This window comes from Alsobacter ponti (genome assembly GCF_024294805.1).
GTDB lineage: Bacteria > Pseudomonadota > Alphaproteobacteria > Rhizobiales > Beijerinckiaceae > Alsobacter > Alsobacter ponti.
Genome location: NZ_JANCLU010000011.1, coordinates 94928 through 116683 on the forward strand (window position 1 = coordinate 94928; position 21756 = coordinate 116683).

General features: G+C 64.9%; 23 protein-coding genes and 1 tRNA gene. 5 read left to right on the plus strand and 19 right to left on the minus strand.

The window, feature by feature from the left end; translation table 11 throughout:
• Positions 1-133: 133 nt before the first annotated feature.
• The 4 genes from NK718_RS12725 (at position 134) to NK718_RS12740 (ending at position 4360) form a co-directional block, all read left to right on the plus strand.
• Positions 134-1678 carry an OpgD/OpgG family glucan biosynthesis protein gene (locus NK718_RS12725; RefSeq protein ID WP_254742747.1) on the plus strand — a complete coding sequence of 515 codons (1545 nt, stop codon included), beginning with the start codon at positions 134-136 and terminating at the stop codon, positions 1676-1678.
• Positions 1654-3831, plus strand: a complete 2178-nt coding sequence (gene mdoH, locus NK718_RS12730; RefSeq protein ID WP_256515598.1) for a glucans biosynthesis glucosyltransferase MdoH — start codon at positions 1654-1656, stop codon at positions 3829-3831. The genes NK718_RS12725 and mdoH overlap by 25 nt, the downstream gene beginning before the upstream one ends.
• Before the next feature lie 67 nt (positions 3832-3898).
• Positions 3899-3974: transfer RNA gene (locus tag NK718_RS12735), tRNA-Lys, on the plus strand.
• Positions 3975-4108: 134 nt separating this feature from the next.
• Entirely contained in the window at positions 4109-4360 is a 252-nt protein-coding gene (locus NK718_RS12740; protein WP_254742750.1) for a hypothetical protein, read from the plus strand.
• An 11-nt stretch (positions 4361-4371) separates the two neighbouring features.
• Here NK718_RS12740 and NK718_RS12745 read toward each other — a convergent pair whose 3' ends face one another.
• The 3 genes from NK718_RS12745 to NK718_RS12755 form a co-directional block, all read right to left on the minus strand.
• Positions 4372-4851, minus strand: coding sequence for a hypothetical protein (locus NK718_RS12745; RefSeq protein ID WP_254742753.1), 480 nt, complete (start codon positions 4849-4851; stop codon positions 4372-4374).
• Between the two features lie 197 nt (positions 4852-5048).
• Positions 5049-5279 (minus strand): hypothetical protein, encoded by a 231-nt coding sequence (locus tag NK718_RS12750; protein WP_254742756.1) that lies wholly within the window; start codon positions 5277-5279, stop codon positions 5049-5051.
• Positions 5276-5524 carry a hypothetical protein gene (locus tag NK718_RS12755; RefSeq protein ID WP_254742759.1) on the minus strand — a complete coding sequence of 83 codons (249 nt, stop codon included), beginning with the start codon at positions 5522-5524 and terminating at the stop codon, positions 5276-5278. The genes NK718_RS12750 and NK718_RS12755 overlap by 4 nt, the downstream gene beginning before the upstream one ends.
• 119 nt (positions 5525-5643) lie before the next feature.
• On the opposite strand from NK718_RS12755, the gene NK718_RS12760 reads away from it, so the two are divergent.
• Positions 5644-5907 carry a helix-turn-helix domain-containing protein gene (locus NK718_RS12760; protein WP_254742762.1) on the plus strand — a complete coding sequence of 88 codons (264 nt, stop codon included), beginning with the start codon at positions 5644-5646 and terminating at the stop codon, positions 5905-5907.
• Positions 5908-6023: 116 nt separating this feature from the next.
• Here the strand turns inward: NK718_RS12760 and NK718_RS12765 are convergent, their stop codons facing one another.
• The 16 genes from NK718_RS12765 to NK718_RS12845 form a co-directional block, all read right to left on the minus strand.
• A complete protein-coding gene (locus NK718_RS12765) occupies positions 6024-6251 on the minus strand; it encodes a hypothetical protein (protein WP_254742766.1) in 228 nt (75 codons plus the stop codon).
• Between the two features lie 44 nt (positions 6252-6295).
• Entirely contained in the window at positions 6296-6664 is a 369-nt protein-coding gene (locus NK718_RS12770) for a response regulator (RefSeq protein WP_254742769.1), read from the minus strand.
• Positions 6665-6793: 129 nt separating this feature from the next.
• A complete protein-coding gene (locus NK718_RS12775) occupies positions 6794-9229 on the minus strand; it encodes a tape measure protein (RefSeq protein WP_254742772.1) in 2436 nt (811 codons plus the stop codon).
• A 50-nt stretch (positions 9230-9279) separates the two neighbouring features.
• Complete coding sequence (locus NK718_RS12780) at positions 9280-10173, minus strand: hypothetical protein (protein ID WP_254742775.1); 894 nt, start codon at positions 10171-10173, stop codon at positions 9280-9282.
• An 8-nt stretch (positions 10174-10181) separates the two neighbouring features.
• Complete coding sequence (locus tag NK718_RS12785) at positions 10182-10481, minus strand: hypothetical protein (RefSeq protein ID WP_254742778.1); 300 nt, start codon at positions 10479-10481, stop codon at positions 10182-10184.
• 15 nt (positions 10482-10496) lie between these two features.
• Positions 10497-11906 carry a phage terminase large subunit gene (locus NK718_RS12790; protein ID WP_254742781.1) on the minus strand — a complete coding sequence of 470 codons (1410 nt, stop codon included), beginning with the start codon at positions 11904-11906 and terminating at the stop codon, positions 10497-10499.
• Positions 11903-12382, minus strand: coding sequence for a hypothetical protein (locus NK718_RS12795; protein WP_254742783.1), 480 nt, complete (start codon positions 12380-12382; stop codon positions 11903-11905). Before NK718_RS12795 ends, NK718_RS12790 begins: the two co-directional genes overlap by 4 nt.
• A 586-nt stretch (positions 12383-12968) precedes the next feature.
• The gene (locus NK718_RS12800; RefSeq protein WP_254742785.1) at positions 12969-13520 is read right to left on the minus strand and encodes a recombinase family protein; all 552 of its coding nucleotides are present in this window, start codon (positions 13518-13520) and stop codon (positions 12969-12971) included.
• Between the two features lie 619 nt (positions 13521-14139).
• Positions 14140-15231 carry an AAA family ATPase gene (locus NK718_RS12805; RefSeq protein WP_254742787.1) on the minus strand — a complete coding sequence of 364 codons (1092 nt, stop codon included), beginning with the start codon at positions 15229-15231 and terminating at the stop codon, positions 14140-14142.
• Positions 15224-15697: a RuvC family protein gene (locus tag NK718_RS12810; RefSeq protein ID WP_254742789.1), complete on the minus strand. Its 474-nt coding sequence runs from the start codon at positions 15695-15697 to the stop codon at positions 15224-15226. The genes NK718_RS12805 and NK718_RS12810 overlap by 8 nt, the downstream gene beginning before the upstream one ends.
• Positions 15694-16254 (minus strand): hypothetical protein, encoded by a 561-nt coding sequence (locus NK718_RS12815; protein ID WP_254742792.1) that lies wholly within the window; start codon positions 16252-16254, stop codon positions 15694-15696. Before NK718_RS12815 ends, NK718_RS12810 begins: the two co-directional genes overlap by 4 nt.
• A 513-nt stretch (positions 16255-16767) precedes the next feature.
• Positions 16768-17478 (minus strand): hypothetical protein, encoded by a 711-nt coding sequence (locus NK718_RS12825; RefSeq protein WP_254742795.1) that lies wholly within the window; start codon positions 17476-17478, stop codon positions 16768-16770.
• Positions 17475-18701 (minus strand): tyrosine-type recombinase/integrase, encoded by a 1227-nt coding sequence (locus NK718_RS12830; RefSeq protein WP_254742798.1) that lies wholly within the window; start codon positions 18699-18701, stop codon positions 17475-17477. The genes NK718_RS12825 and NK718_RS12830 overlap by 4 nt, the downstream gene beginning before the upstream one ends.
• Positions 18702-19049: 348 nt before the next feature.
• Positions 19050-19586: a hypothetical protein gene (locus NK718_RS12835; RefSeq protein WP_254742801.1), complete on the minus strand. Its 537-nt coding sequence runs from the start codon at positions 19584-19586 to the stop codon at positions 19050-19052.
• Positions 19587-19632: 46 nt separating this feature from the next.
• Positions 19633-20574, minus strand: a complete 942-nt coding sequence (locus tag NK718_RS12840; RefSeq protein WP_254742804.1) for a glycyl-radical enzyme activating protein — start codon at positions 20572-20574, stop codon at positions 19633-19635.
• Positions 20564-21754 (minus strand): 6-phosphofructokinase, encoded by a 1191-nt coding sequence (locus NK718_RS12845; protein WP_256515600.1) that lies wholly within the window; start codon positions 21752-21754, stop codon positions 20564-20566. The genes NK718_RS12840 and NK718_RS12845 overlap by 11 nt, the downstream gene beginning before the upstream one ends.
• Positions 21755-21756: the final 2 nt, after the last annotated feature.

Here is a 21756-nt window from a genome sequence, read left to right on the forward strand (position 1 = left end):
TCCAAGACCCAAGAAATGGAGTTGGACAACACGTCTACCCCGCCCGGAGCGCCCCACGCTTTCGGGCGACATTTGTGTCGAGTCCATGCCCAGCGTTCCGCCGATAATTCCCGCTCTTCTCCCGGACGCCTCCATGGATCGCCGGCGGCTCCTGGCGCTGGCGGGCGGCGCGGCGGCGTCTCTGGTGGCGACCGGCGGCGCCAGCGCCCAGAACGCCACGTCCCAGGCGATCCAGGGAACGCTTGGTGAAGGTCAGCGCTTCAACCCGGCCTCGGTCGTCGAACTCGCCCGGCTCTTGTCGAAGAAGGCGTACACCCCGCCTCCGAGCGACCTGCCTGAGCCTTTCGCCAATCTCACCTACGAGCAGTATATCGGCATCCGGGCGCAGCCCAGCGCCGTGCTGTGGGGCGGCGAGGGCCGCAGCTTCTCGATCGAGCCGCTGCATCGGGGATTCGCCTTCCAGAGCGCGGTGCAGCTTTTCGTCGTCGAGGACAACGCGGTGCGCCGCGTGCTCTACGATCGGTCCCGCTTCGACTATGGCCGCCTGCAGGCCCCGGCCAATCTCCCCGACCTCGGCTTCTCGGGCTTCCGCGTGTTCGGCGACGCGCAGGGCGGTCGCACGCGCGAGGTCGCGATTTTCCAGGGCGCGACCTTCTTCCGCTCCTCGGCGCGCGGGCAGAACCTCGGGGTCATGGCGCGCGGCCTCACGCTCAAGGCCGGCGATTCGAAGGGTGAGGAATTCCCCTTCTTCCGCGCTTTCTGGATCGAGCAGCCCGGCCCGCAAAGCGAGAAGCTGGTGATCCACGCCCTGCTCGACAGCGAGAGCGTGTGCGGCGCGTACCGCTTCACGCTGCGCAGCGGAGAGGTGTCGATCATCGACACCGAGGTGACCCTGTTCCCTCGCGCCGCGGTCGAGAACTACGGCATCGGCGGGATGAGCTCGACCTTCCTGTTCGGTCCCAACGACAGGCGCGGGGTCGACGACGTGCGCCCCGCAGTGTTCGAGAGCTCCGGGCTGCAGATCAAGAACGGCAACGACGAGTGGCTTTGGCGGCCGCTCAGCAACCCTGACACGCTCCAGATTTCCGCCTTCGTCGACCCCTCCCCGCGCGGCTTCGGCCTGATGCAGCGGGAGCGCGACTACACGGCCTTTCTCGACGACGATCAGAACTTCGAGCGCCGGCCGAGCCTCTGGATCGAGCCGATCGGCGAGTGGGGCCCGGGGCTCGTTCAGCTTATCGAAATTCCGACCGACAGCGAGATCAACGACAACGTGCTGTGCTACTGGCGGCCGAAGCAGGCGCTCGCGGCCGGCGCGGAGGTCAGCTTCGCCTATCGCCAGTTCTGGTGCTGGCAGCCGCCGGAGCGGCCGAACCTTCTGCAGGTGGGCGAGACCCGCGTCGGGCGGGGCCGCAACAACGCCCAGCGCCGGTTCGTGATCGACTTCGAGGGAGAGGCGCTGAAATCCTCCCAGGCGATCCTGGAACTCAAGCCTGCCTTGTCGGCTTCGCCCGGCTCGGTGGTCAACATCCGAGTCTGGCCGTATCCGGAACGGAAAATGTGCCGTATTGGTTTCGACCTGGACGTCGGGACCGAGACGGTGAGCGAGTTGCGGCTCGTGCTCGAGGCGGCCGGCAAGCCCATCAGCGAGACATGGCTATACCGTTGGACACCGTGACCGCACCCATCGCCCTGCTGGCGCAGCCCGCCGAGCTGGCCGCATTGCCGCCCGAAGCGCCGCTGCGGATGCCGGTCCAGTCGCTGTCGACGTTTCCGCGCTCCGCCGTCCGCAAGCCGATCCGCCCGCGCTCGACGCCGTGGTTGACCCGGCTGTTCGTCTTCGGCGGCGCCATCGCCCTCACCGGCTGGGGCGCGTTCGAAATGTACAAGGTCGTGTCGGTCTCGGTCGTCACGCCGCTCCAGTGGGCGCTGGTCGCCCTGTTCACGGTGAACTTCTCGTGGATCGCGCTGGCCTTCACGAGCGCCATCGTCGGCTTCCTCTCGCTGCTGCGCCGCCCGCGGCCGCGCGGCCTGCCGTCGTCGCTATCGACGCGCACCGCGGTCGTGATGCCCGTCTACAACGAGGCGACGGCCCGCGTCTTCGCCTCGCTGCAGTCGATGATCGAGGACATTGCCACAACCGGCCTGCTGCAGCATTTCGACTTCTTCATCCTCTCCGACTCGACCCAGCCCAATGCATGGATCGCCGAGGAACGCGCCTTCTACGCGCTGCGCGAGCGCATGGGGCCGTCCGCCCGCATCTTCTACCGTCACCGCAAGCGCAACACTGGCCGCAAGGCCGGCAATATCGAGGACTTCGTCACGCGGTGGGGCGGCGCCTACGACCACATGCTGGTGCTTGACGCCGACAGCCTGATGACCTCGGCTTGCATCGTCGGCCTCACGGCGGCGATGGAGGCGGACCCGGACTCCGGAATCATCCAGTCGCTGCCGCTCATCATCAACCGGAACACGCTGTTCGCGCGCCTCCAGCAGTTCGCCGCCAAGATCTACGGCCCGGTGATCGCCACCGGCCTTGCCGTATGGTCCGGACGCGAGGGCAATTACTGGGGCCATAACGCGATCATCCGCACGCGGGCCTTCGCCGACCATTGCGGCATGCCGACCCTGTCGGGCAAGCCGCCCTTCGGCGGCCACATCATGAGCCACGACTTCGTCGAGGCCGCGCTGATCCGCCGCGCCGGCTGGTCGGTCTACATGCTGCCGGACCTGCAGGGCAGCTACGAGGAAAGCCCGCCCTCGCTGATCGACCTCGCGACCCGCGACCGGCGCTGGTGCCAGGGCAACCTCCAGCACGTCCGCGTGGTGGGTGCGGCCGGCCTCACCTGGCCGACCCGCCAGCATTTCACCACGGGCATCATGTCCTACCTCGCCTCGCCGCTCTGGCTGGCGCAGCTGCTGGTCGGCGTGATGCTGGTCCTGCAGACGCGCTACGTGCGGCCGGAATATTTCACCCGCGAGTTCTCTTTGTTCCCGACCTGGCCGCGCTTCGACGCCGAGCGCGCGTTGATGCTGTTCGGCGTCACCATGGCGATTCTCATTGCGCCCAAGATCTTCGGCCTCATCCTGGCCCTGATCCGCGGCGACGAGCGGCGGCTGAGCGGCGGCGGCTTCCGGCTCACGGTGTCTGCGCTGTTCGAGATCCTGATGTCGGCCCTGATGGCGCCGATCCTGATGCTGATCCAGTCCGGCGCGGTGGTGCAAATCATCTTCGGCCGCGACACCGGCTGGAACCCGCAGCGGCGCGACGACGGCTCCATTCCCTTCCGGGACATCGTGCGCCGGCATCGCTGGCATGTTCTGTTCGGCCTGTTTGTGGGCGTGTCGGCGTTCATGATCGCCCCCTCGCTCGCGGGCTGGATGTCGCCCACGATCCTCGGCCTGCTGCTCGCGATCCCGATTTCCTACGCCTCGGGACAGTTGTCGCTCGGCCTCGCCCTCAAGCGCGCCGGCCTGCTGCTGACGCGCGAGGAAACGCAGCCGCCGGCGATCGCCGGACGCGCCAATGCGCTGATGCGCGAACTGGAGGAGAGCGGCTTCGACGACGCCAACGGCGTCGAGGCGATCCATGCCGACCCGCTGCTGCGGGCCCGGCACGAGGCGATGCTGCCGGCCGCCGAGGGGCGCCGGCGCGGCGAGATCGACCGCGATCGCGTGCTGGCGCAGGCCAAGATCGGCGATGCCGAGACGATCGAGGATCTGATGGCCTGGCTCGACAACCGCGAGACGATGGTCGTGCTGCACGACCGCGCCCTGCTGGGTCTGCTCGCCGGCCTGCCCCGTCGAGAGACGGCCATCGCCGCCGAATGACCGTCGGGGCCCGCCCTCGGCGCTATTGACCAGCCCCGCGTGGCCGGATACGCAGGGGCCGCCTCGGGAGCGCGTAGCTCAGCCGGTAGAGCAACTGACTTTTAATCAGTAGGTCCTGGGTTCGAGTCCCAGCGCGCTCACCACCTAACCATTTGAAATGGTTAGGATATTCCCGAGAAGAACAGTGGTTTCTGGAGAAATGGTTGCGCCGGAGGCGCATTGGGTAACGAGAGGGTAACGAGATCTCTCTCTCGGTACTTGAGAAACGAGATGATCAATGGAAACGATTGAGAAGGTATCGGATTCACGTGGCGCCGAGCATGAGGTTCAAGTCACCTGGATCTTGATGCACACGCACGACAGCGGACGCCGATTCGGTCGTGACGCTGAGGCCTATATCCCCGGCGTCGTGCTCTTTGTACACGACGACAAGGAGCTTAGGCATGTATCGGGCAATGAGTGGGAACTGGAGGAAACTGGCCAGCGGTTTATTGCTTCATTTCCCAATTCGGTAACGAAGGAGACTTAGCCCCCATCTTCTCATTCGAGTCGGTAAATAGCAGTTGCGTAACTTACGATGAGAATGAAAAGAGAGACAAGCGCGCTTGGTACACAGATAATCAATGTTAAAATCCACCATCGAACCATAACAACGGATAACCGTTGTTCTGCCAGTTGGGCTTCTTTTACCTTACGCTCGAACGCAACTGGCTCCTGTTCTGAGAGTGCCAAACTATACATGCTCAGAAATAATTTCGCGTTGAGTACCATTTTTATTACCTCGAAGAAAACAAATGCAGAAAGAGAAAGCAGTAAAAGGCCACCGGTCCAGAGGGTAGCGCTTTTTGGCAAAAACATTTTTGTATTCGACCAGATTGTAAATGCAGCGGCGTATCCACCTATAAGTACAACATTCGTGTAAGCTGCCGCTCGATCGTAGGTCTTAGATAGTATCTCAACGAATATTGCCTGCCGTTCTTTCACATGTTTTTTCAGTTCCTCGCCTTCTAAATCGGCCATCAGCGCACTTCTCCGTTGTTCGAAAACAGCACAGTTCGGACTGTATTCTCTGGAGCACCCGACGCAAAGCGCTGGCTCTACCGGCGACTCCACTGCTGCATGTGGGACAGCCGGACGGGATGTGCGACGCGGGTGGCCTTAGAAAAAAGGCCGGGATGTGAGCCCGGCCAGGTTACGCGAGTTGCCAGCGCGCAGGTTCAATCTGTTCGCATGGCTTCTTTCTGGAAAGACTTGAGGATCTCTGCCGCCTCGTGGAGCTTCTGCAGGACCACGCCGCCGATCGCGATGACGGGAGAGACGTCATCATCTGGAAGGTGCTCGGCGGTGACGTTCATTGCTCGCACAAGATCCGTCGTCTCAGCGATCAGATCGGAGACGTCGAGCATTTTGCCCAAGCTGCCGTTCGCCACGCAGGGATCAACGCTCATTCATCACCCCCTTCTACACCCTGCAGCCGGTTGCGCACGGGCATCAGATCGCGAATGGCCTCGTCTACGGTCGCCCACACTGCTGCCAGAGATTGGGCGTCGTGCCATGTTCGATTTTCGGGGGACAGGGCGAGGTGAATAGTCCGTAACTTGTCCAAGGCTGCATCCATCAGGTCGCCAGCGTTGATTTTCTGCGCCGGCAGGACGATCGGCGACTCTGCGGCGATTTCATTAAGCGTAGCCATAGGGCGCATCTCCAGTTCATATCAAAACACTGACGTCACCACACTGCCCGTGGCGAAATTGAATGTCAACGCAAAACGCTGACATTGCCAGAAATCGCGACGCGGCTTAGGTTGTTGAAATGGTCACACCAGCCCAATCCCGCGCCGCGCGAGCTCTCCTCAATTGGGCACAGCCTGAGCTCGCCGCTGCGTCCGGAGTGAGCGTCTCAACAATCCGGGATTTTGAGATCGGCAAACGGACGCCGATCGGCAACAACCTCGCTGCGATCCAGCGCGCTCTTGAGGCGGCCGGCGTGATCTTCCTGGCGGAGAACGGAGAAGGGCCGGGAGTGAGGCTGAGGAAGCCGCAGCTGCCGCTTCCGCTCTCTGGAAGAGCCCGCTGAACTTTAAGGTTGCCGGGGCCCCGCATAGAGCAACACGCGCGCAGAAAATGACTGAGCTGGGCGCCAATGACTTGGCAGCCCAACTCAGATTGACGCGGTTCAAGCTGTAAGCAACGTCAACGGGTGGGATTCTTAGAGCGTGCGGAAGCGTACCTCAATGAGGAAGTTTCGACCCGCTGACGGCGATCCGCCACCCACACGCTGAGTCTAAGGTTCGCGTGGTCGAGTTCAAGGACGGAAAGGATCATCGAGCGGGTGCGACTGCACTCAGCAACGGCGCGGACGTACGCGAAGACGATCAGGACGGCCGTCGCGATGCAGCCGCCAGTGAACAGCACTGCCATGCTTCTTCTCTGCCTTTCACGCAGCCGAATCGCAACCCCGAGCTTCAGTCTCCCGAAATCAGGCGCAACAGGCACGCTTCCAGATCGGATGCTCTGAAGGGCTTCTCGATCAACGGCACGGTACTGAACTGGTCTGGGACGGTTCCCGGCGCATAGGCCGTGACGAAGGCGAATGGGACGCCGAGATCCCGAAGAGATCCCGCCAACGAGAAGCTGGTTCCGTCGACCAGCTTGATGTCGATCAGAGCTGCACTGGGTTTGTCGACGGCAAGAGCCGCCGTCGCAGACGCGGCTGTCAGGAATGGGCCGAGCACGGCATAGCCGGCGTCGGACACGATCTCGCTGATCAGCGTACCGATGACAGCCTCGTCTTCCACGATCAGAACCGACCCACGTTGCAGGCCAGGGGTCATGACCCGCCATCCTTAGGAACGCCACGCTGCACGAGCGATTATGCCGTAACTCTCGCTCTCGGCGCGATTAGTAGCTTCCCTTAAGGCAGAGGTGAGTTGCTGCGCGAGACCCGCCTCGCGCGCCTTTTCTCAGGCCACGCGCCTCCACAAGGTCGAGGTGAGTTCATCGACGATCTGGCCCGCCGACTTGTTGAACGAGTCGGCGTCCGTCACCCCGTTCACCGTCATGTTGACGTTGACGGTGGTGCTGCCCGCCGTGCTGCCGCCCGTCACCGCGCCAAGCCCGCGCATCAGGTTGCCGAGCGAGGTGGGCGCCACCGCGTTGCCGACGCCGTAGAGCTCGCCCGCGCCGAAGGCGGACAGGTGGTCGCTCGCGCCGTTGAGGTTCTTGGAGGCGTCGTTGAGGCCGGCCGCCGCGTCGCGAAGATCCTTGTACATCGGCGCATCCGGATTGAAGCCGAGTTGCTTCAGGGATTTGAGCGCCTGTTCCGCCGTGCCGACGCCGTACCGGTAATCGCGGAGGACCTTGTCGGCGTTGATGTACCTTTCGTTGGCGAGGTAGGAGGCCGTCGGGCGCAATTCCTGAGAGACGTACTTGCTGTCCGTCTGCCAGTAGATCTCATAATTGCCCGGGCCGTAGGCGTAAGCCCCGCGCACGTCGAGCTGGCGCATGCGGTCATAGCTGGGGATGACGTAGCCGCCGCCACCGCCAGGCGACGAGCCAAAGGCGCTGGACTGCTGGAAATTGCGGACGGCGCTATCGAAGGACTGCCCGAGCGACTCGACGGCGCGCTCGAACGAGGTACCAAGCTGTTGCAGGCCACTGAGGTTCTGGTTTGCGGCCTGGAGCTGACGGTCGCTGTTTCGCTTGAGTTCGGAAACGATGTTCCCGTTGGCATCCTTGTAGCTGACCGTGCCGGTGAAGATCCCCTCCGAGATTTGGCCGAGCAGGTCGACCGAGGTCTCGGTCAGGCCGATCAGCTGGTCCGTGCCCTCCGAGCCCGATATGACACCCACACCCATGCCGCCGCCCCGCTGCATGGCGTTCAGCGTGGACAACTGGCCCGGCGTGAGTTGCGGCGTCGGCTGCGAGGCGAGGTAGTCGTACCCGAAGCCCAGTTCGGCGCCGAGGCCAGCGCCGCTGATGCCACCGATGGCCGCTCCACCGAGGACACCAACCGGGCCGCCCAGCGCGCCCACCGTCGCGCCGGCCGCCGCGCCCGCCATCATGCCCGCAAGCGCGCCCGTAGCGACTCGCGACGCCGTGTCGAGCCGGGCGGCGTCCTGTTCTGTCTTGGCGACGAAGTCGCTGAACGACGTCGAGGTGTCGGATAGCCACTTCTGCAGCCCGGTGTTCGAGGTGATCGACGAGCCGAGCCGGAGCAGGCTGTTCGAGATCAGGTCGACGGACTGGGAAACCGGCTTGCCGCGCTCTTCGATCCTCTTGAGCTCTTCGGCGACCGCGTTCTTGATGGTCGGCCGGTTAAACGCGTCGACGAACTCGCCGAACGTGACCGCGCCGGCTTTCACCGAGTCGCGGAACGTCCGCATGTTCATGCCCATCGACTGGGCGAGCCGCTCGACGGTGCCGCGCGACTGGTCGTAAATCGCGTCGAGCGAGCGCACGGAGAGCGTGTTCTCCTCGGCGTCGCCGGACACCTGGCGCAGCACTCGGCTGATGGCCTCGCCGGCGGCGCCGCTCGCCTGCATGGACTTGGTCAGCGTGTCCAGAGCACCGGCCGCCTCCGCCGGCGTTCGCGACAGCTTGCCGGGCTGGATGGCGTAGTCCTGGATCCGCAGAAAGGGGTCGGAAACCTTGTCGAGCGACGCGCCCATGCCGCGCGCCGTCTCGTCGAGCTGCTTGATGATCTCTCCCGTCTTGCTTCCGAGGTTGCCGAAGTCCTCCAGATCCTTCTTGGACTGGGCAACCTTGTCGCTGAACTCGGTGAAGGACTTGATGAGGGAGCCCGCAACCACGCCGGCGAGCGCCGCCACTACCGGCGTGACGAAGCCGGAGATGGTGCGGCCGAAACCCATGGCCGAGGCGTTCGCCTTCTCAAAGCTCGCGGCGGCGGCGCTGGCGGCCGATCCACCGCCCGCACCACCGCCGGAGCCTCCGCTACCCCCAGCAGAGCGCGGAATATTGGAATTGGCTGCCAGGGCCGCCAGGGCGTCGCGCTCGGCCTTCGCCCGCTCCGCCGCGTCATAGGCGGCCTGCAACGCAGGCGAGCGCGTGTAGGCGGGAAGCGGATCGAAGCGCACCCCCGAGCCTGGCACGCGGCCGGACGTCAGCGGGAGAAGGTTTGACGGCATCCTCTTCGCGGTGGCCTCGACCTTCTGCAGTTCCTTGGCCAAGGCCTCGGCCGTGCGCGCGGTCTTGGTCAGGCCGGCCGCGCCGTCCTTCCCGACTTCGGTCAGGGTCTCGCCGGCCTTCTCGCCTTCGCGGGTGACGGACTCCAGCGCGGTGGAGACCGACTGGCTCGCGTCGCCGACGGAGGCGATCTCCCGCTTGGCGGCGTCCAGGCCGATGACGGACACTTCAATCTGATAGCTGCCCTCGACCATGTCGCCGGCTCCTTTGTTCAATCCCGTCGATCAGTCACGCCCGTGACCGATCAGAACCGATGCCATTTGCCCTCGAGCTGGTACTCGAGCGTTGCGTCGACGTGCCGGAAGGGAATTCCCCGCCCCTGGAGCCAGACCTCCTGATTTTTCAGCTGGGCGAACTTCCCGAGTTCGTCCCGCTGGTCATAGGTCAGGAGCGTCATGGCCTGCTTGAACTTCGCGAGATCCGGCGCGGCGTCCGGGTGAGCGGCGAGGTAGCGCTCGTGACGCTCGGCGAGCGACAGCTTCTCCTGCTCCTCGTTGACCGGAATGCCCACTTCCTTGGTGATCGCCCCGAGTTCGGCGCCGACGCTGTCCGCCATGGCGCTCGTGGCGACCGCGAGAGCCTGCCCGGCGATGGTCACCGCCTCGTCTAACTCGGCGAGCTCGGCAATCTTCGGGCCGAACAGTTCGTTGAGCCGCTTCTCGCGCAGTTTCTCGTACATGTCCGGCGGGATCTCGCTGACGGCCGCCGGCATGCCGAGCGCGATGTCCGCGATCTGGGGATCATCCCAGGCGGCGCTGAAGGCCGCGGCGGGGCCCAGCGAGCGCAGCCAGGTGCGGATCTCCATCCCGGCGATCGCGCCGGCCGCGTCGCGCGGGTCGGGCTTCGGAACGGCGATGGCCGCGCGCTTCTCGTCGGCGATCTCCTTCACGCGGCCGAACTCGTGATGCAGGCGCAGCAGGGCAGCGTAGGCGCCCTCGCGGGCGTAGGCGGCCATTCGCTTCTGAAGCCCGGCTTCGGTGAGCTCCTTCGAATTGGCGAGGTCACTTCGCTTCGACCTCGCCTCGAGCGCGGCGGCGCACGCTTTCTCGTAGACGGCGGCGAGCCGGCCGACGGGGGACTTCGGGTCGCCGCTCAGCGAGAAGGCGGCGATGCCGAGGGCTTGGTTGACCTGGGCCATGCTTCACCTCACGAGCCGGAGAAGGCGGCGAGCTTCGTTGCAGCCGCGGCGGCAACCGCGTCCTGCCAGGGCTGGTCCGGAACCGTCGAGGGATAGACCGGGTGCTTGAGACGGTTCGGGATGCCGCCGTTCTCGACCAGGAAGGAACGCACCGGCAAGGCCGAGTGGAACCGCGCAACGCGGTCATTCGCGAGCGCCAGTTCGAGGCCCGCGAGGTCGACATAGGCGGCGTAGAGCTCCTCGAGCGCTGCCTCGTATCGGGCGCCGGCGGTGGCTCGGGCGGCAAGCATTTCGGATGCAGTGGCCATGCTGGGGGTGTCCTTTCAAAGCCGAAGTTCACGCGTCACAAAGGTTCGCTCCTGGCGCAGGCAGCCGTAGCGCGCCGCGTCAGCGCCGTGGTCCGCCGCCCGGCTGTCCACGTCATCGGGCTTCTTCGGATCGCGCGGCAGGATCGGGAGAGTGGTCCACAGGTACTCACACGGGCGGGCTACATAGAGCCCGGGCTGGTCGGGCTTGCCGGCATCCAGGAACAGCCGGCGCATGATTTCCCAGCCGGTGCGTCGGTCCGCCTTCTTCGCCGGCGTGAAGTAGACGCCTTGCGCCCGAAACTCGTCGGCGATCGAACCCGTGCCGTGCCCGGTGCGCGCGAAGATCGCATCATCCGCGACGCCTTCGGGCCTCATGGCCCAGCGCTTGGCGAGTTCCTTGATGTCCTCGGCCAGGCGCGGGACGGTGTAGCCCATCCCGGCGTTGAGCTGGCCCGGCGCGTTCGTCGCGCTCTCGTCGAGCACGACGAGCGAGTCTTTCGGGTACCAGCGGCCGTCCGGGCCCTGGATCCCGGGCGACTTGCCCATGACGAGTGTGACGGCCGGCGCCGAGACGCCGAAGTCATGGGCGAGGTAGAGTTTCCAGCCGTCGCCCCGCGGGCTGGCGCGCACGACGGTTTCCGGCTCCCACCGCTCCACCATGTTGCGCGCATGATCGAGCACCGCCGAGAAGAACGCGCCGCGCTGCACCGACCAATCGCCATGCAGCCAGGCCTTGCCGAGTTCGGGGTCGGTCGACGTCGCCGCGGCGAGCTGGCGCGCGTAGCCCTCGCGATCGAGGTTCGGATTGTCCACGAACGTTGACGGAGCCGTCACGAACGTGCGGCCCGACGCCGTCTCGAGGTAAGGCTCCCACGGCGCCGCGGTCAGGATGTGGCGCTTGAGCAGCCAGTGGTGCCCCGGGCCGCCGGGATTCGCCGCCAGGACGAACCGCGGCTGCATTGGCGCCGGCGCGCGAAGGCACGACCGCAGGAGATCGATCGGGCCCGGGTCCGCGTACTGGCCCGCCTCGTCGATCGCGATCATGGAAAAGCTCTTGCCCTGGAACTTGCTGAAGTCAGCCAGGCCTTCGAACTGGTCGAGCTGCAGCGTCGCGCCGGACGGAAAACGCCAGAGGTGCGTCGAGGCGTTGTAGGTCGCCCGGCCGCCGTACACGAGGCCGAAGACCTCGCGCGTCACCTGTTCGAAGTCGACGAGGCCAGGGAAGGACTGCCGCACGAACAGCGCCCGCGCCCGCCCGCCATATTGCTCGATGTGCCGAAGGAAGAGCAGAGCGAGTGTCACCGACTTGCCGCCGCCGCGCCCGCCCCCGAGGAACAGGTCGAACGCCTCCGGCACGGTGAGCGCGCGCGCCTGGAACGGCGTCGGCGTCAGTGTCGGGAGGTGGACAGCCGCGGCAGCGCTCATGCCGCCTCGCTGCCGCTCTGTGGGCCCGTCAGGCCCATCGGCGTGACCCTGACCAGCTTGGCGTAATCCTCAGGCGACATCGGCGCCGGGATGTTGACGACGACGGCAACGCGCTGGTCCGCCCCGCCCTCCGACGCCGCGCCGGTGTCGCGGTAGTCGTGCCGGGCCTTCAGGAGGAAAGCTGCCGCCCAGGCGTCGCGCTTCACTTCGGCGCGCACGACGTTGCCCTCGGCGTCGTACTCGGCAGGCGCGCCGACTGCCATGTTGAACAGCGATGAGACGAGGGCGTCATGCTCGATCGCCTTCGCCTCCTCCCACGCGCGCTTAGCCTCCTGGTCTTCCTCGCGGATGCGCTTCCAGGTGTGCCAGGACATGCCCAGCGCCCGGGCGACCTCCACCTCGCGCACGCCACGGCACGCCAGGTCGGAGATGATCCGAAGGCCGTTGGCCGGAAGTGTCTTGCGGGGGCGTCCCATGTTGATCTCGCGCGGTGGCAAATCACTTTGCGCGAGTATTGTGTAGAGTTACGCTTCGAAAGCAACGATTAATGAAGGTTTATGACTGCTCATATTGTTTGCCATTGTCCGTTACTGTCGCGCCTTTTCGCTTATAGTCATCAGTGGTGCTGAAAAATATTTTCGATTCGATGCTCGTCGGTCGAGTTCCAACGGAACCGATCGCATTTTCGCGCGTTGAAATCGCGTCTGAGTGTAACCAGCCTAGACCACTTCGGTGCGACTTCCCCGATGGGCCGCACTCGCTGTACGCCTCCGGTCCGGCGCCCCGTATTCGCCTAGACGAAATACGAAAAGGGGTCGCTGTGGAGAAGATTGCGCCAGTCCTAGGGCCGTTTGATTTGTTCAAGGCTCTGGAGCGGGGAATCCGCGACGCGCTGGGACCGGCAACGGCGGAACCGCTGCCAGGCGTATTCCTGAACCTGCTCGAGCAGCTTGACCGCGCGGAGCGCGAGCGGTCGTCAACTACCTTGGAAGGGTCAGATATTGGTCACCCCGAGCCCGATGGGGACAACGGGCCCACAAGCCCGGAGTGAATTCGCTGGCCTTACGCCGCTCCGGCATGCAGAACGCGGTACACGTGCACGCGCGAGCACCCGACAGCCGCCGCGATCTCGCTGGGCCCCATCCCCGAGGCCCTGAGTTCCCGGATCCGGTCGTGATCGAGTTGCCGCTTGCCGCCCGTGTAGACGCCGGACTTCTTCGCCTTCGCGATCCCCTCCATCTGGCGCTCGCGCCGGAGGTTCGTCTCGAACTCGGCGAACACGCCCAGCATGTCGAGGAACGCCTTGCCGGCCGACGTGCCGGTGTCGATCGGCTGCTCGAGCGCTTTGAGCGCAACGCCCTTCCCCTTGAGCTCGCGCACGATGTCCTGCAGGTCGCCCATCGATCGCGCCAGGCGATCCAGCCGGGTCACGACCAGCGTGTCACCGGCCCGGAGAAAGTCGAGCAACGTGCGCAGTTCCTCGCGGCCCTTCGTCGTGGTGCCGCTGCGTTTCTCGGACCGGACCTTCTCGCAGCCAGCGGCCTTCAGCGCCTCGATCTGCAGGGCGAGGTCCTGGTCGGTTGTCGACACGCGGGCATAGCCGAAGAGGGGCATGGCTGTTACCTCAGGTTCTAGACCATTTGGATATAGCGTTACATCAACCCGATTGCAACCCTGATGTTACGCGATCCGGTGTAACATCCGCGTGTATCATCAGGCTATACCCTGATGTGTCTCATGCTGCGGTGTCGAGATCGAGTGAGAGCCTGGCCGCGTCCTTCACGTCGACCATTGCCGAGACAGCGGCCTCCCACGCCACCAGTCGCCGCGCCTTGCCTCTCCGCTGCGCCCGGTACAGTTCGCCCATGGCCCGCAGGTAGGCTCGGCGCGTCTCGGCCGGGACCCGCTGCCAGTGCTGCCGGCAGAGGATGCCCTCGGCATCGTCCGGGCCCGCGTGCCGAGCCTCGCAGATGCAGCACCGGACCATCCCGTCAGCCTCGCGTGCGCGCGCCCGCGCGACGGCGTGGATATGCAGGAAACGGTGTCCTATTCTTCCTCCCATCGGGTCGGGAAATGCGCGCCGATTTCAGGCAGGGCTGGCGTCCCTGCCCCCGCGTCTTCAGACGTGGGGCGGTCTTCAGACGCCCACGGGGGTTATAGGGGGTGTTTGAGTACAGGCCGTTTGAAGGCGTCTGAACGTCGTCTGAAGGCGTGTGAAGAGGTGCGTCTGAAATCATTCGGCATCCCTCCTCTTCAGGGCCTTCAGGCGGCGGGACGGCGGTCCGATGTCTTCGATCACCACGCGGCCGGAGGCGAGGAGCCGGTCCATGGCAGCGCGGAAGCTGACCTTGCTGATACTGAGCGCGTCCGGATGCTTGGCGAATTCGTTGGGCGCGTAGTTCGCCCCTGAGTTCGGGCTGACGGTGCGCCCCTGCCGCTCGAACTGGGCGAGGAGGTCGAGGAAAACCTGGTCAGCTTCGGCCGCGCCGTATGCGGTCCCACCCCCGAGGTCGGGTACGAAACGCCCGTCCTGGTAGCGCAGCCGGATTTCGGCACCCTTCGCCGAGTAGTTCGATTTCATGGTCCGCAGCACGCGAACGTCGGTGTCACGTTCGACGCCGCTCTCGTCCTTGACGCGCTCAAGGTAGAGGCGGCTGCGGACGCTGTTGTTCCATGCGGTCGAGCCGCTGAGGCCGGAGCCGGAGCTCATGCCAGTGAGCGACGGGTGCGCGAGGAGAAGCACGGCGAGGTCAGCCTCGATCGCGAGACCGCGCAGCATGCCTACGAACTGCCGGACCTGGCTTCGGTCGTTTTCGTTGCCGGCGAACACGTCGGCTTGCGTGTCGAGCACGACCAGGATGGGCCGGAGGTCCAGGACCTCCTCGCGCAGGGCCTGCCACAGCGGCGTCGCGACGATCGACTGCGATCCGGGACGCAGGCCGGCCAAGACGGCATCCTCCCCCGCCAGCGGGACGATCCGCAGCGCAGAGAGATCGTCGAGCGCGAGGCCACGCGCACGCGTGATAGCGTCAAGCCGCCGGTGGATCTCGTCGCGGTCATCCTCCGCGCTGAGGTAGATCACACCGCCCGGCCGCGGGATGCCGATCGGCGAGTCCGTTGCCGTCACCGCCGCTACCGCGACCTGGTTCGCGATCAGCGATTTTCCCGTACCGCCGTCCGCGGATAGCTGCGTCACGGTGCGAAGCGGGATCTGGCCCTCAACGAACCAATCCCGATGTGGCACGGGCTGGCCGGCGAAGGCGTCCGCGTTGAAGGCCGAGAGCCTCCGCCGATCAGGCGGGAAATCGCGGATGATCTCAGCCATACGCACCGCCGATCCCCGTTTCGGCGGCAAACCGGGCCAGGAGCGCGGCCTCGGCGCGGTTGTGGTCCATCTTGCGGGCGAAGGCATCCGACGAGGGCCAGAGACGCAGCGCGAGCGCGCGCGACTGATCCTTGTCGGCGCCTAGGCCGAAGTGCTTCTTCCACCGCCCTGGCGCGGCAAGGTGCGTCGGGACTTGCATCGCGGCGAGCACGCCGATGACGGCGCCGAACGCTGTGCCGAATTTGAAGGTGCTCGAGACACCCTGACCAGGCATCGCGCCGACGCGCTCGACGATGGCGACGCTGGGTGCGAACTGTCGGACACGGGCGGCCAGCGTGACCGGATCCACTGCGCTCGCAGCAGCGGGCATGTCGAATGCGGCGATCTGCGCCGGATGCCCCGGGAAGTAGAAGGCGATTCCGCCGGACACGCCGGGGTCGATGCCGAGAATGCAGGGCTCGCTCATGCCGCAGCCCTCACGAACGTGCAGGCGATGATCGGCGGCGGATGCCGGGTGAGCTTGTCCGTCAGTTCCTTCACGTGCGGCCCATCTTCCGCGCGGAGCGGACCGGCGAGCGCGAGTTCCTCGGCTGCCTTCGTCTCGTCGAGAATGACGATCCCCTCGCGACCACCTGCCAACCACGAGAGCGGCGTGCGGCACACAGCGAGGCTCCTGAAGGCGTCAAGCCGCGGGGCCCAGACGTTGTCCTGGCCGAGAGCGAATGCTCTCCCCAGCCAGGTGGCGAGCCGGCCGGACCTGGGCTGCCATGCGGCGAGGTCGATCGCGCCGAAGGCGTCATTGACCAGGAAGACGATGGCCTTCTCGGGCTTCTCGGTTGCTGCACCGGCGAACTCGAAGCGCCTGCCCGGCAGGAACTCGACGCGGCTCTCGGCGAGCCATGGCAGGTCGCCGATCGCGGACGCGGGCACCCGTTCCTTGCGCAGCCACCGGATCACCCCCTGGTTGACGACCGGGAGCGTAGCGAACGTGCGCTCGATCATGTGGGATGTGGGCTCAGTCATGCCGGCACCTCCCGAAAGACGTGCTCAGCGATCATTCGCGCGGTCGCCAGCGGCACGCCGAAGCGGACCGCGAGCCAGTGCGAGGGGAAGTCTTGAGGCGATCCCACCTTCGCGCTATTTTCCGGGAAGCTCGGGCCTGCAAGCAGAGCATTCTCAGGAACCCCGCGTCGCGCCGGCGCGGGGTTTCGCTTTCTGGAGGTCATGCGTTACGCAGCCTCCCGCCTGACCGCCGCTCGGGAACGTTCCCAAGCTTCCAATTCGGCTAGGTCAAAATACCGCCTCGTGTTCACGACCCGGGCAGGCGGGAAATTCAACCGATTGTCACGTAGCCAGCGCGCGAGCGTGCGGTCCGTAATCCCGTACCGGTCGCACACGGCGCGGCTCGGAAGATATCGGGTTTCAGTCTTCGGAGATTCGGGCACGGAGGCCTCCTTTTCCTGCAATGACAGGGAAAGGATCGCAGCGGTTCGGAAGCACCGAAATTGAGGGCAAAGCAAATGCCCCCAGGCAAATTCACCGATAGGACGAGGGGGCGCGATACCGAGAGAGGGCCTTTTTCACGGGGGCTGATGGCGGAGAAAATGCGACCTTGCTGCCATTCAGTAGTGGTTCGGGGCAGCGCCACGGGTTCCAATCTGAAACGACGTCGTAACTGTTAGCCAATTCAGAGATGTATTCCGCGATTGAAATCAGATCTAAAAATCTCTCAGTCATCATTTCGCGCTTGTCGGAAATATTTTTATATTTATCCAGCAAATATTCATCTGTACTTACTAATATCCATCCCGCATACAGATGCGAAACATCCTTTTTCTCTCTCCACGTTCTCTTGAGGGTAGATTCATCCTGAGGAACAGCGTGTCCGTTGATCGTAGTGGCACCTTGCGAGGCCGATAAGACTAAGTGCCTCGCCTTTCGCATGCTCAACCGTGGGCATTCCGGATTGATTGCGAACTGGACTAGGTAGAGGAGCATGTCACCGACGAGGCATCCAGCTGGCATAGCGCGCCGAAGCGGCATCCACGAGCCATATATCTCGTTCATCATTAGGTCGTTCGCCGGAATTCCTTCCTGAAGACCTTCCTCAACTTGGGCCTTCATGCTTGAGATAAACCCGCTCCGCTTAACGGATGAGTTGGGCCAAGCGAGCAACGCATGGAAGATCAGCCAATGATAAATTGAGAGATGGCCATCGCGATCGAGGATTGGCAGATCGCGCCTCATTGGGACAGTTCCTCGACCCACTTGGCCCATGCAACGAGCGCGGCGCGCTTCTCGTCGGCGAAGCTGTGACGGTTGTAAATCCCAGCCACCCCGGAAAGCGAACCACTGATGTGGTTGATCACCTTTTCAACCACGATCTGTGAGACGCCGAGCCGCGCCATATTCGTGGCCGCGGTGCGCCGCAAGTCGTGGAGGGTCCAGCGCGGCAACGGCTCGGCGTCCAGGTTCTCGCTCCGAAGGCGTGCCAAAACGAACCCGTCGAGCCGGCTCTTGGCCCGCGAATAGCCGCCGAGGGGCGTCGTGCCCGTGGTCGTGAAGACGAAACCCGCCCTTCCTTCGATCCGCGGCAGCTCTTTTAGGATCGCAACGACCGGTTCAGATAGGGGCACCTCGTGCGCCTGGTCGTTCTTCGCCCGCTCGCGAGGGATCGTCCAAATTCGCCGACCGAGGTCGACCTCGCTCCAGCGCATCTCCCCGACCTCGTCGCGCCGCTGGGCGGTCAGCAGGAGCACCTTGAACAGGGGGCCGAAGGGCCACCCAATATCGTCGAAAGCCGCCAGGACGACCCGGAGCTCCTCGTCGGAGAGCACCCGGTCACGCGAGCGCTCGACTGACGGCGCCTTGACGCCGGCCGCTGGCGACGCCTCGAGGATGCCTCGCTCTACGCACCACGAGAACATCCGGCGCACCACCGCCAGAACGCGATTGGCGAGGATCGGCGCCCCCCTGTCGACGACGGAGTCGAGCAGTGCGATCACGTCGCGCCGGGTGATCGACTGCACCCGCCTTCCCTTCCAAGCCGGCAGCACGTCCACATTGAGGATGCGCTCAGTCTCCCGAGCCGAGCTGGCCCTCGTTTTGGTGCGCACGTGCCTCTTCAGGAATTCCTCTGAGACGTTGTGCATCAGGTCTGCGGTAGCGTTCCTCGCCGCCTTTGCGGCCGCGCGCCGCTCGTTCCTCTCGTCCGTCGGATCAACGCCCGCATGCACCTTGGTCAATGCAGCGCGGCCGAGCTCCCTCGCCGTCGCGAGGTCGACCGTCGGAAAAGCTCCAAGGGTGTGCTTCCGGGGCCGCCCGTCGATTCGGAACCGCACTGCCCACGAACGTGCGCCACTCGGCTGAACGATGAGGTAGAGGCCTGGCAGAATGCCGTCTGGGATTTCCCGCCGCGCCGGGCCCGGTTGTGCGGTTTCGACGGCTTTGGTCGTGAGGATTTTGGCCAACTGATTTTTCCGAGCCGGACCAACTGATGCCTTTTCCGGGTAACATATGGGTATCAGGAGTCGCCGTCTAGGGGTGTCCAAGCTTGTCCGCGACACTTACGGACAATCACGATTCATGACGTTGAATCAGCGTGTTAATTGGACGATTTTTGCCCGGGAATGTCCGGCACTGTCGCGGGCCGGCTTGCAACTTTTAATCAGTAGGTCCTGGGTTCGAGTCCCAGCGCGCTCACCACCTCAAGAACATCCCGAGATCTTTCAATATGTTCCGAGGTGGTGGGACACTGCTTGCACGAGCGGCGGAGGAATTCTTGTCCCCACTCAGCCTAGCCTTTGTGCTTCGTGGAACTAAGGCGAGCCGCGCCTTCGAAGCAGGATCGCCGAGAGCTGCCCCCGCCCAAGCGTGGCCCCGACTTCCTCGAACGCGAAAAACGGGATCAGGCTCACGGCCAGGATAATCCCCACGATGACCCGCGCCAGGATGCCGCCGTTTCCGAATTGCGGGATGCTGCTGGCCAACGTCTTGCCGTGGATGGTCCCCACCAGAACTTTCTCGAGCGTGTCGACGACAATGAACAGGATGGCGAAGGCGATCGACTTGAGAACGATCTGCACGACCAGCGGGTGCGATCTCACGGGGGAATCAAAGCGGATGTTTTCGGCGACCACCATGACCTTGGCCAGAACGAGAGCGTTGACCAGGCCAAGTCCCCAACTCTCGAACGGAATGTCGTAGGTCGAGAGAACGACATACTGGTGGAGCTCGAAGAGAAGGAACATCGCCCAGAGATAGAGGAACAGGATCGTGAAGCGGATGGCTTCATGCCGGGCCCTCTCCTTCAGGTTCCGCGCAGGTGAGTGAGCCTCGGTGGGCTGGGACTGCATCAGCCGGGATCTCCGTCCTCGTACCGCTTCATGGGAAGCTCATACACTACAGCGCGGGAGCCCTGCCGAAAGACTCCGCGATGATGGCGCGCAGCCGTTCCAGCGTTTCCTGGGCCGGGGGACTGAAATCCTGCAACTCGTAGACCTTGCCCAGAAAGCCGTATTTCGACGCGCCGAACCGGTGGTAGGGCAGCAACTGGTAGTCCACCACGTTGGCGTGCGGACGAATGAACGCCAGCACCGCGCGAATGTGCTCCTCGTCGTCATTGACCCCGGGGATGAGCGGCGTCCGCGCGATGAACTTCGTGTCCGGAAACGTCTCGTAGGCCTTCTTGAAGTTCGCGAGGATGCGGGAGTTGTCCGCTCCGGTCCACAGCTTGTGGCGGACGGGGTCGGTCAGCTTGTGGTCGTGCAGCATCACGTCGACATGATGCAGCACCTTCTCCATGAACTCCCACGGGACGTTGCCTGCGGTTTCGATCGCGGTGGAAATGCCCCGATTCCGGGCTTCCCGCAGCAGCGCCGCGCTGAAGTCCGGTTGAAGGAGGCATTCTCCGCCGCTCAGCGTGATGCCGCCGCCGGACTCGCGATAGAACGTGCCGTCCTGCTCCACTTCCTGGAGCACTTCGTCGACGGTCATGCTGCGCCCGAAGAGCGAGATCGCGCCCGCCGGGCACAGCGCGGCCAGCTCTCCCCCGGCCTCGTGGGCGAGATCCCAGTTGACCCGGACCGTGTCTTCTCCCTCGACGACGTAGAACGCCCCTTCCGGAGCGGGCGCCTTCAAACAACGCCCGCAGGCCTTCGCGCCGATGCATTTGCGGCTGTCATAGGCGATCTCGGGCTTTGGTCCGATGCTTTCCGGATTGGAGCACCACTTGCAGTGAAGCGAGCAGAACTTCAGGAAGACGTTGGTGCGAATACCCGGCCCGTCATCGGTGCAGAAATGCTGGATATTGAGGACGAGCCCTCTCACGGCTTCAGCGCTCATGTCCCGCTCCCTTGTCATGGCCGAGGCAGAGCCCGATGGCGGCGGCGGTGCGCACGAGGTCGCCGTCGAGCGGCACCCGGCGCACGCGATTGAGCGCTTCCGCAAGCGGCACGCTGCCGAGATGCGGCGGCTGGAACGCCATCACGCTTCCGGGCCGACCCTGTTCGATGGCGTCCACGGCGCCCGCCCCGTAGGCGAGGCCGAGCTGCCGATCCAGAGCGGACGGCGTCCCGGTCCGCACGAGATGGTCGAGGTTCAGCGGCACGGTTTCGATATCGCACGAGCGCTGCAGCTCCAGCGCAAGCGCCTCCGCGACCGCTCCCGATCGGTCGATCACGCGCCCGCCCTCGCCGAAGCGCAGATCGGAGAGCGGCGACAAGCTCTTGCGCAGGCCCGACACCGGCGCGGCGGCCTCTCCCGGCGCCTCCCGCGACGTCGCGCCCTGGGCGACGACCACGAGCGAGGGGGGATGACCCTCGTCCCTTGCACGCCGCAGCATCCGCGCGACGCTCGGGATGTCGTAGGGGATTTCGGGGATCAGCACGGCGTCCGCCCGGGCGGCGAGTCCGGCCTGAAGGGCGAGCCACCCGGCTTCCGCCCCCGGCACCTCGACGACGGCCAGGCGGCGGACATCGCGCGCGGCGGCCCGGATGCGATCGAGCGCATCCGTCGCATAGCCCAAGGCGCTGTCGTAGCCGAATGCCAGGGACGTGACGGCGATATCGTTCTCGACCGACTTCGGGATGCAGACGATCGGCAACCCCTTTCGGTGCAGCCGGAAGGCGACGCTCATGGCATGCGATCCCGTGATGGCGCTGCCACCGACCACGGCGATTACGGCCTTGACGCCGGCCTCGCTCAATCGCGCCAGCAGCTCATCCGAGCGGTCCACTTCCTTGACGGCGTTGTCGGCCGTCACCGCCCGGATCCGGAACGGATCCCGGCGGGCGCCGGTCCCCAGTGCGCTGCCGGCGATCGGAAGGGCCTCGGCGGCCCGGCGGTCCAAGGACATCACCCCGCCATCGGCGTACTCTTCAGGAAAGAGGACGCCGTCGAAGCCGTCGTGAACTCCGACGACCTCCCAGCTGGCGCGCAAGGCGGCAAGCGTCGCTCCGGCGATGACGGCGTTGAGGCCGGGCACGTATCCCCCGCCGCACGTGATGGCAATTCGCTTGGCCATGC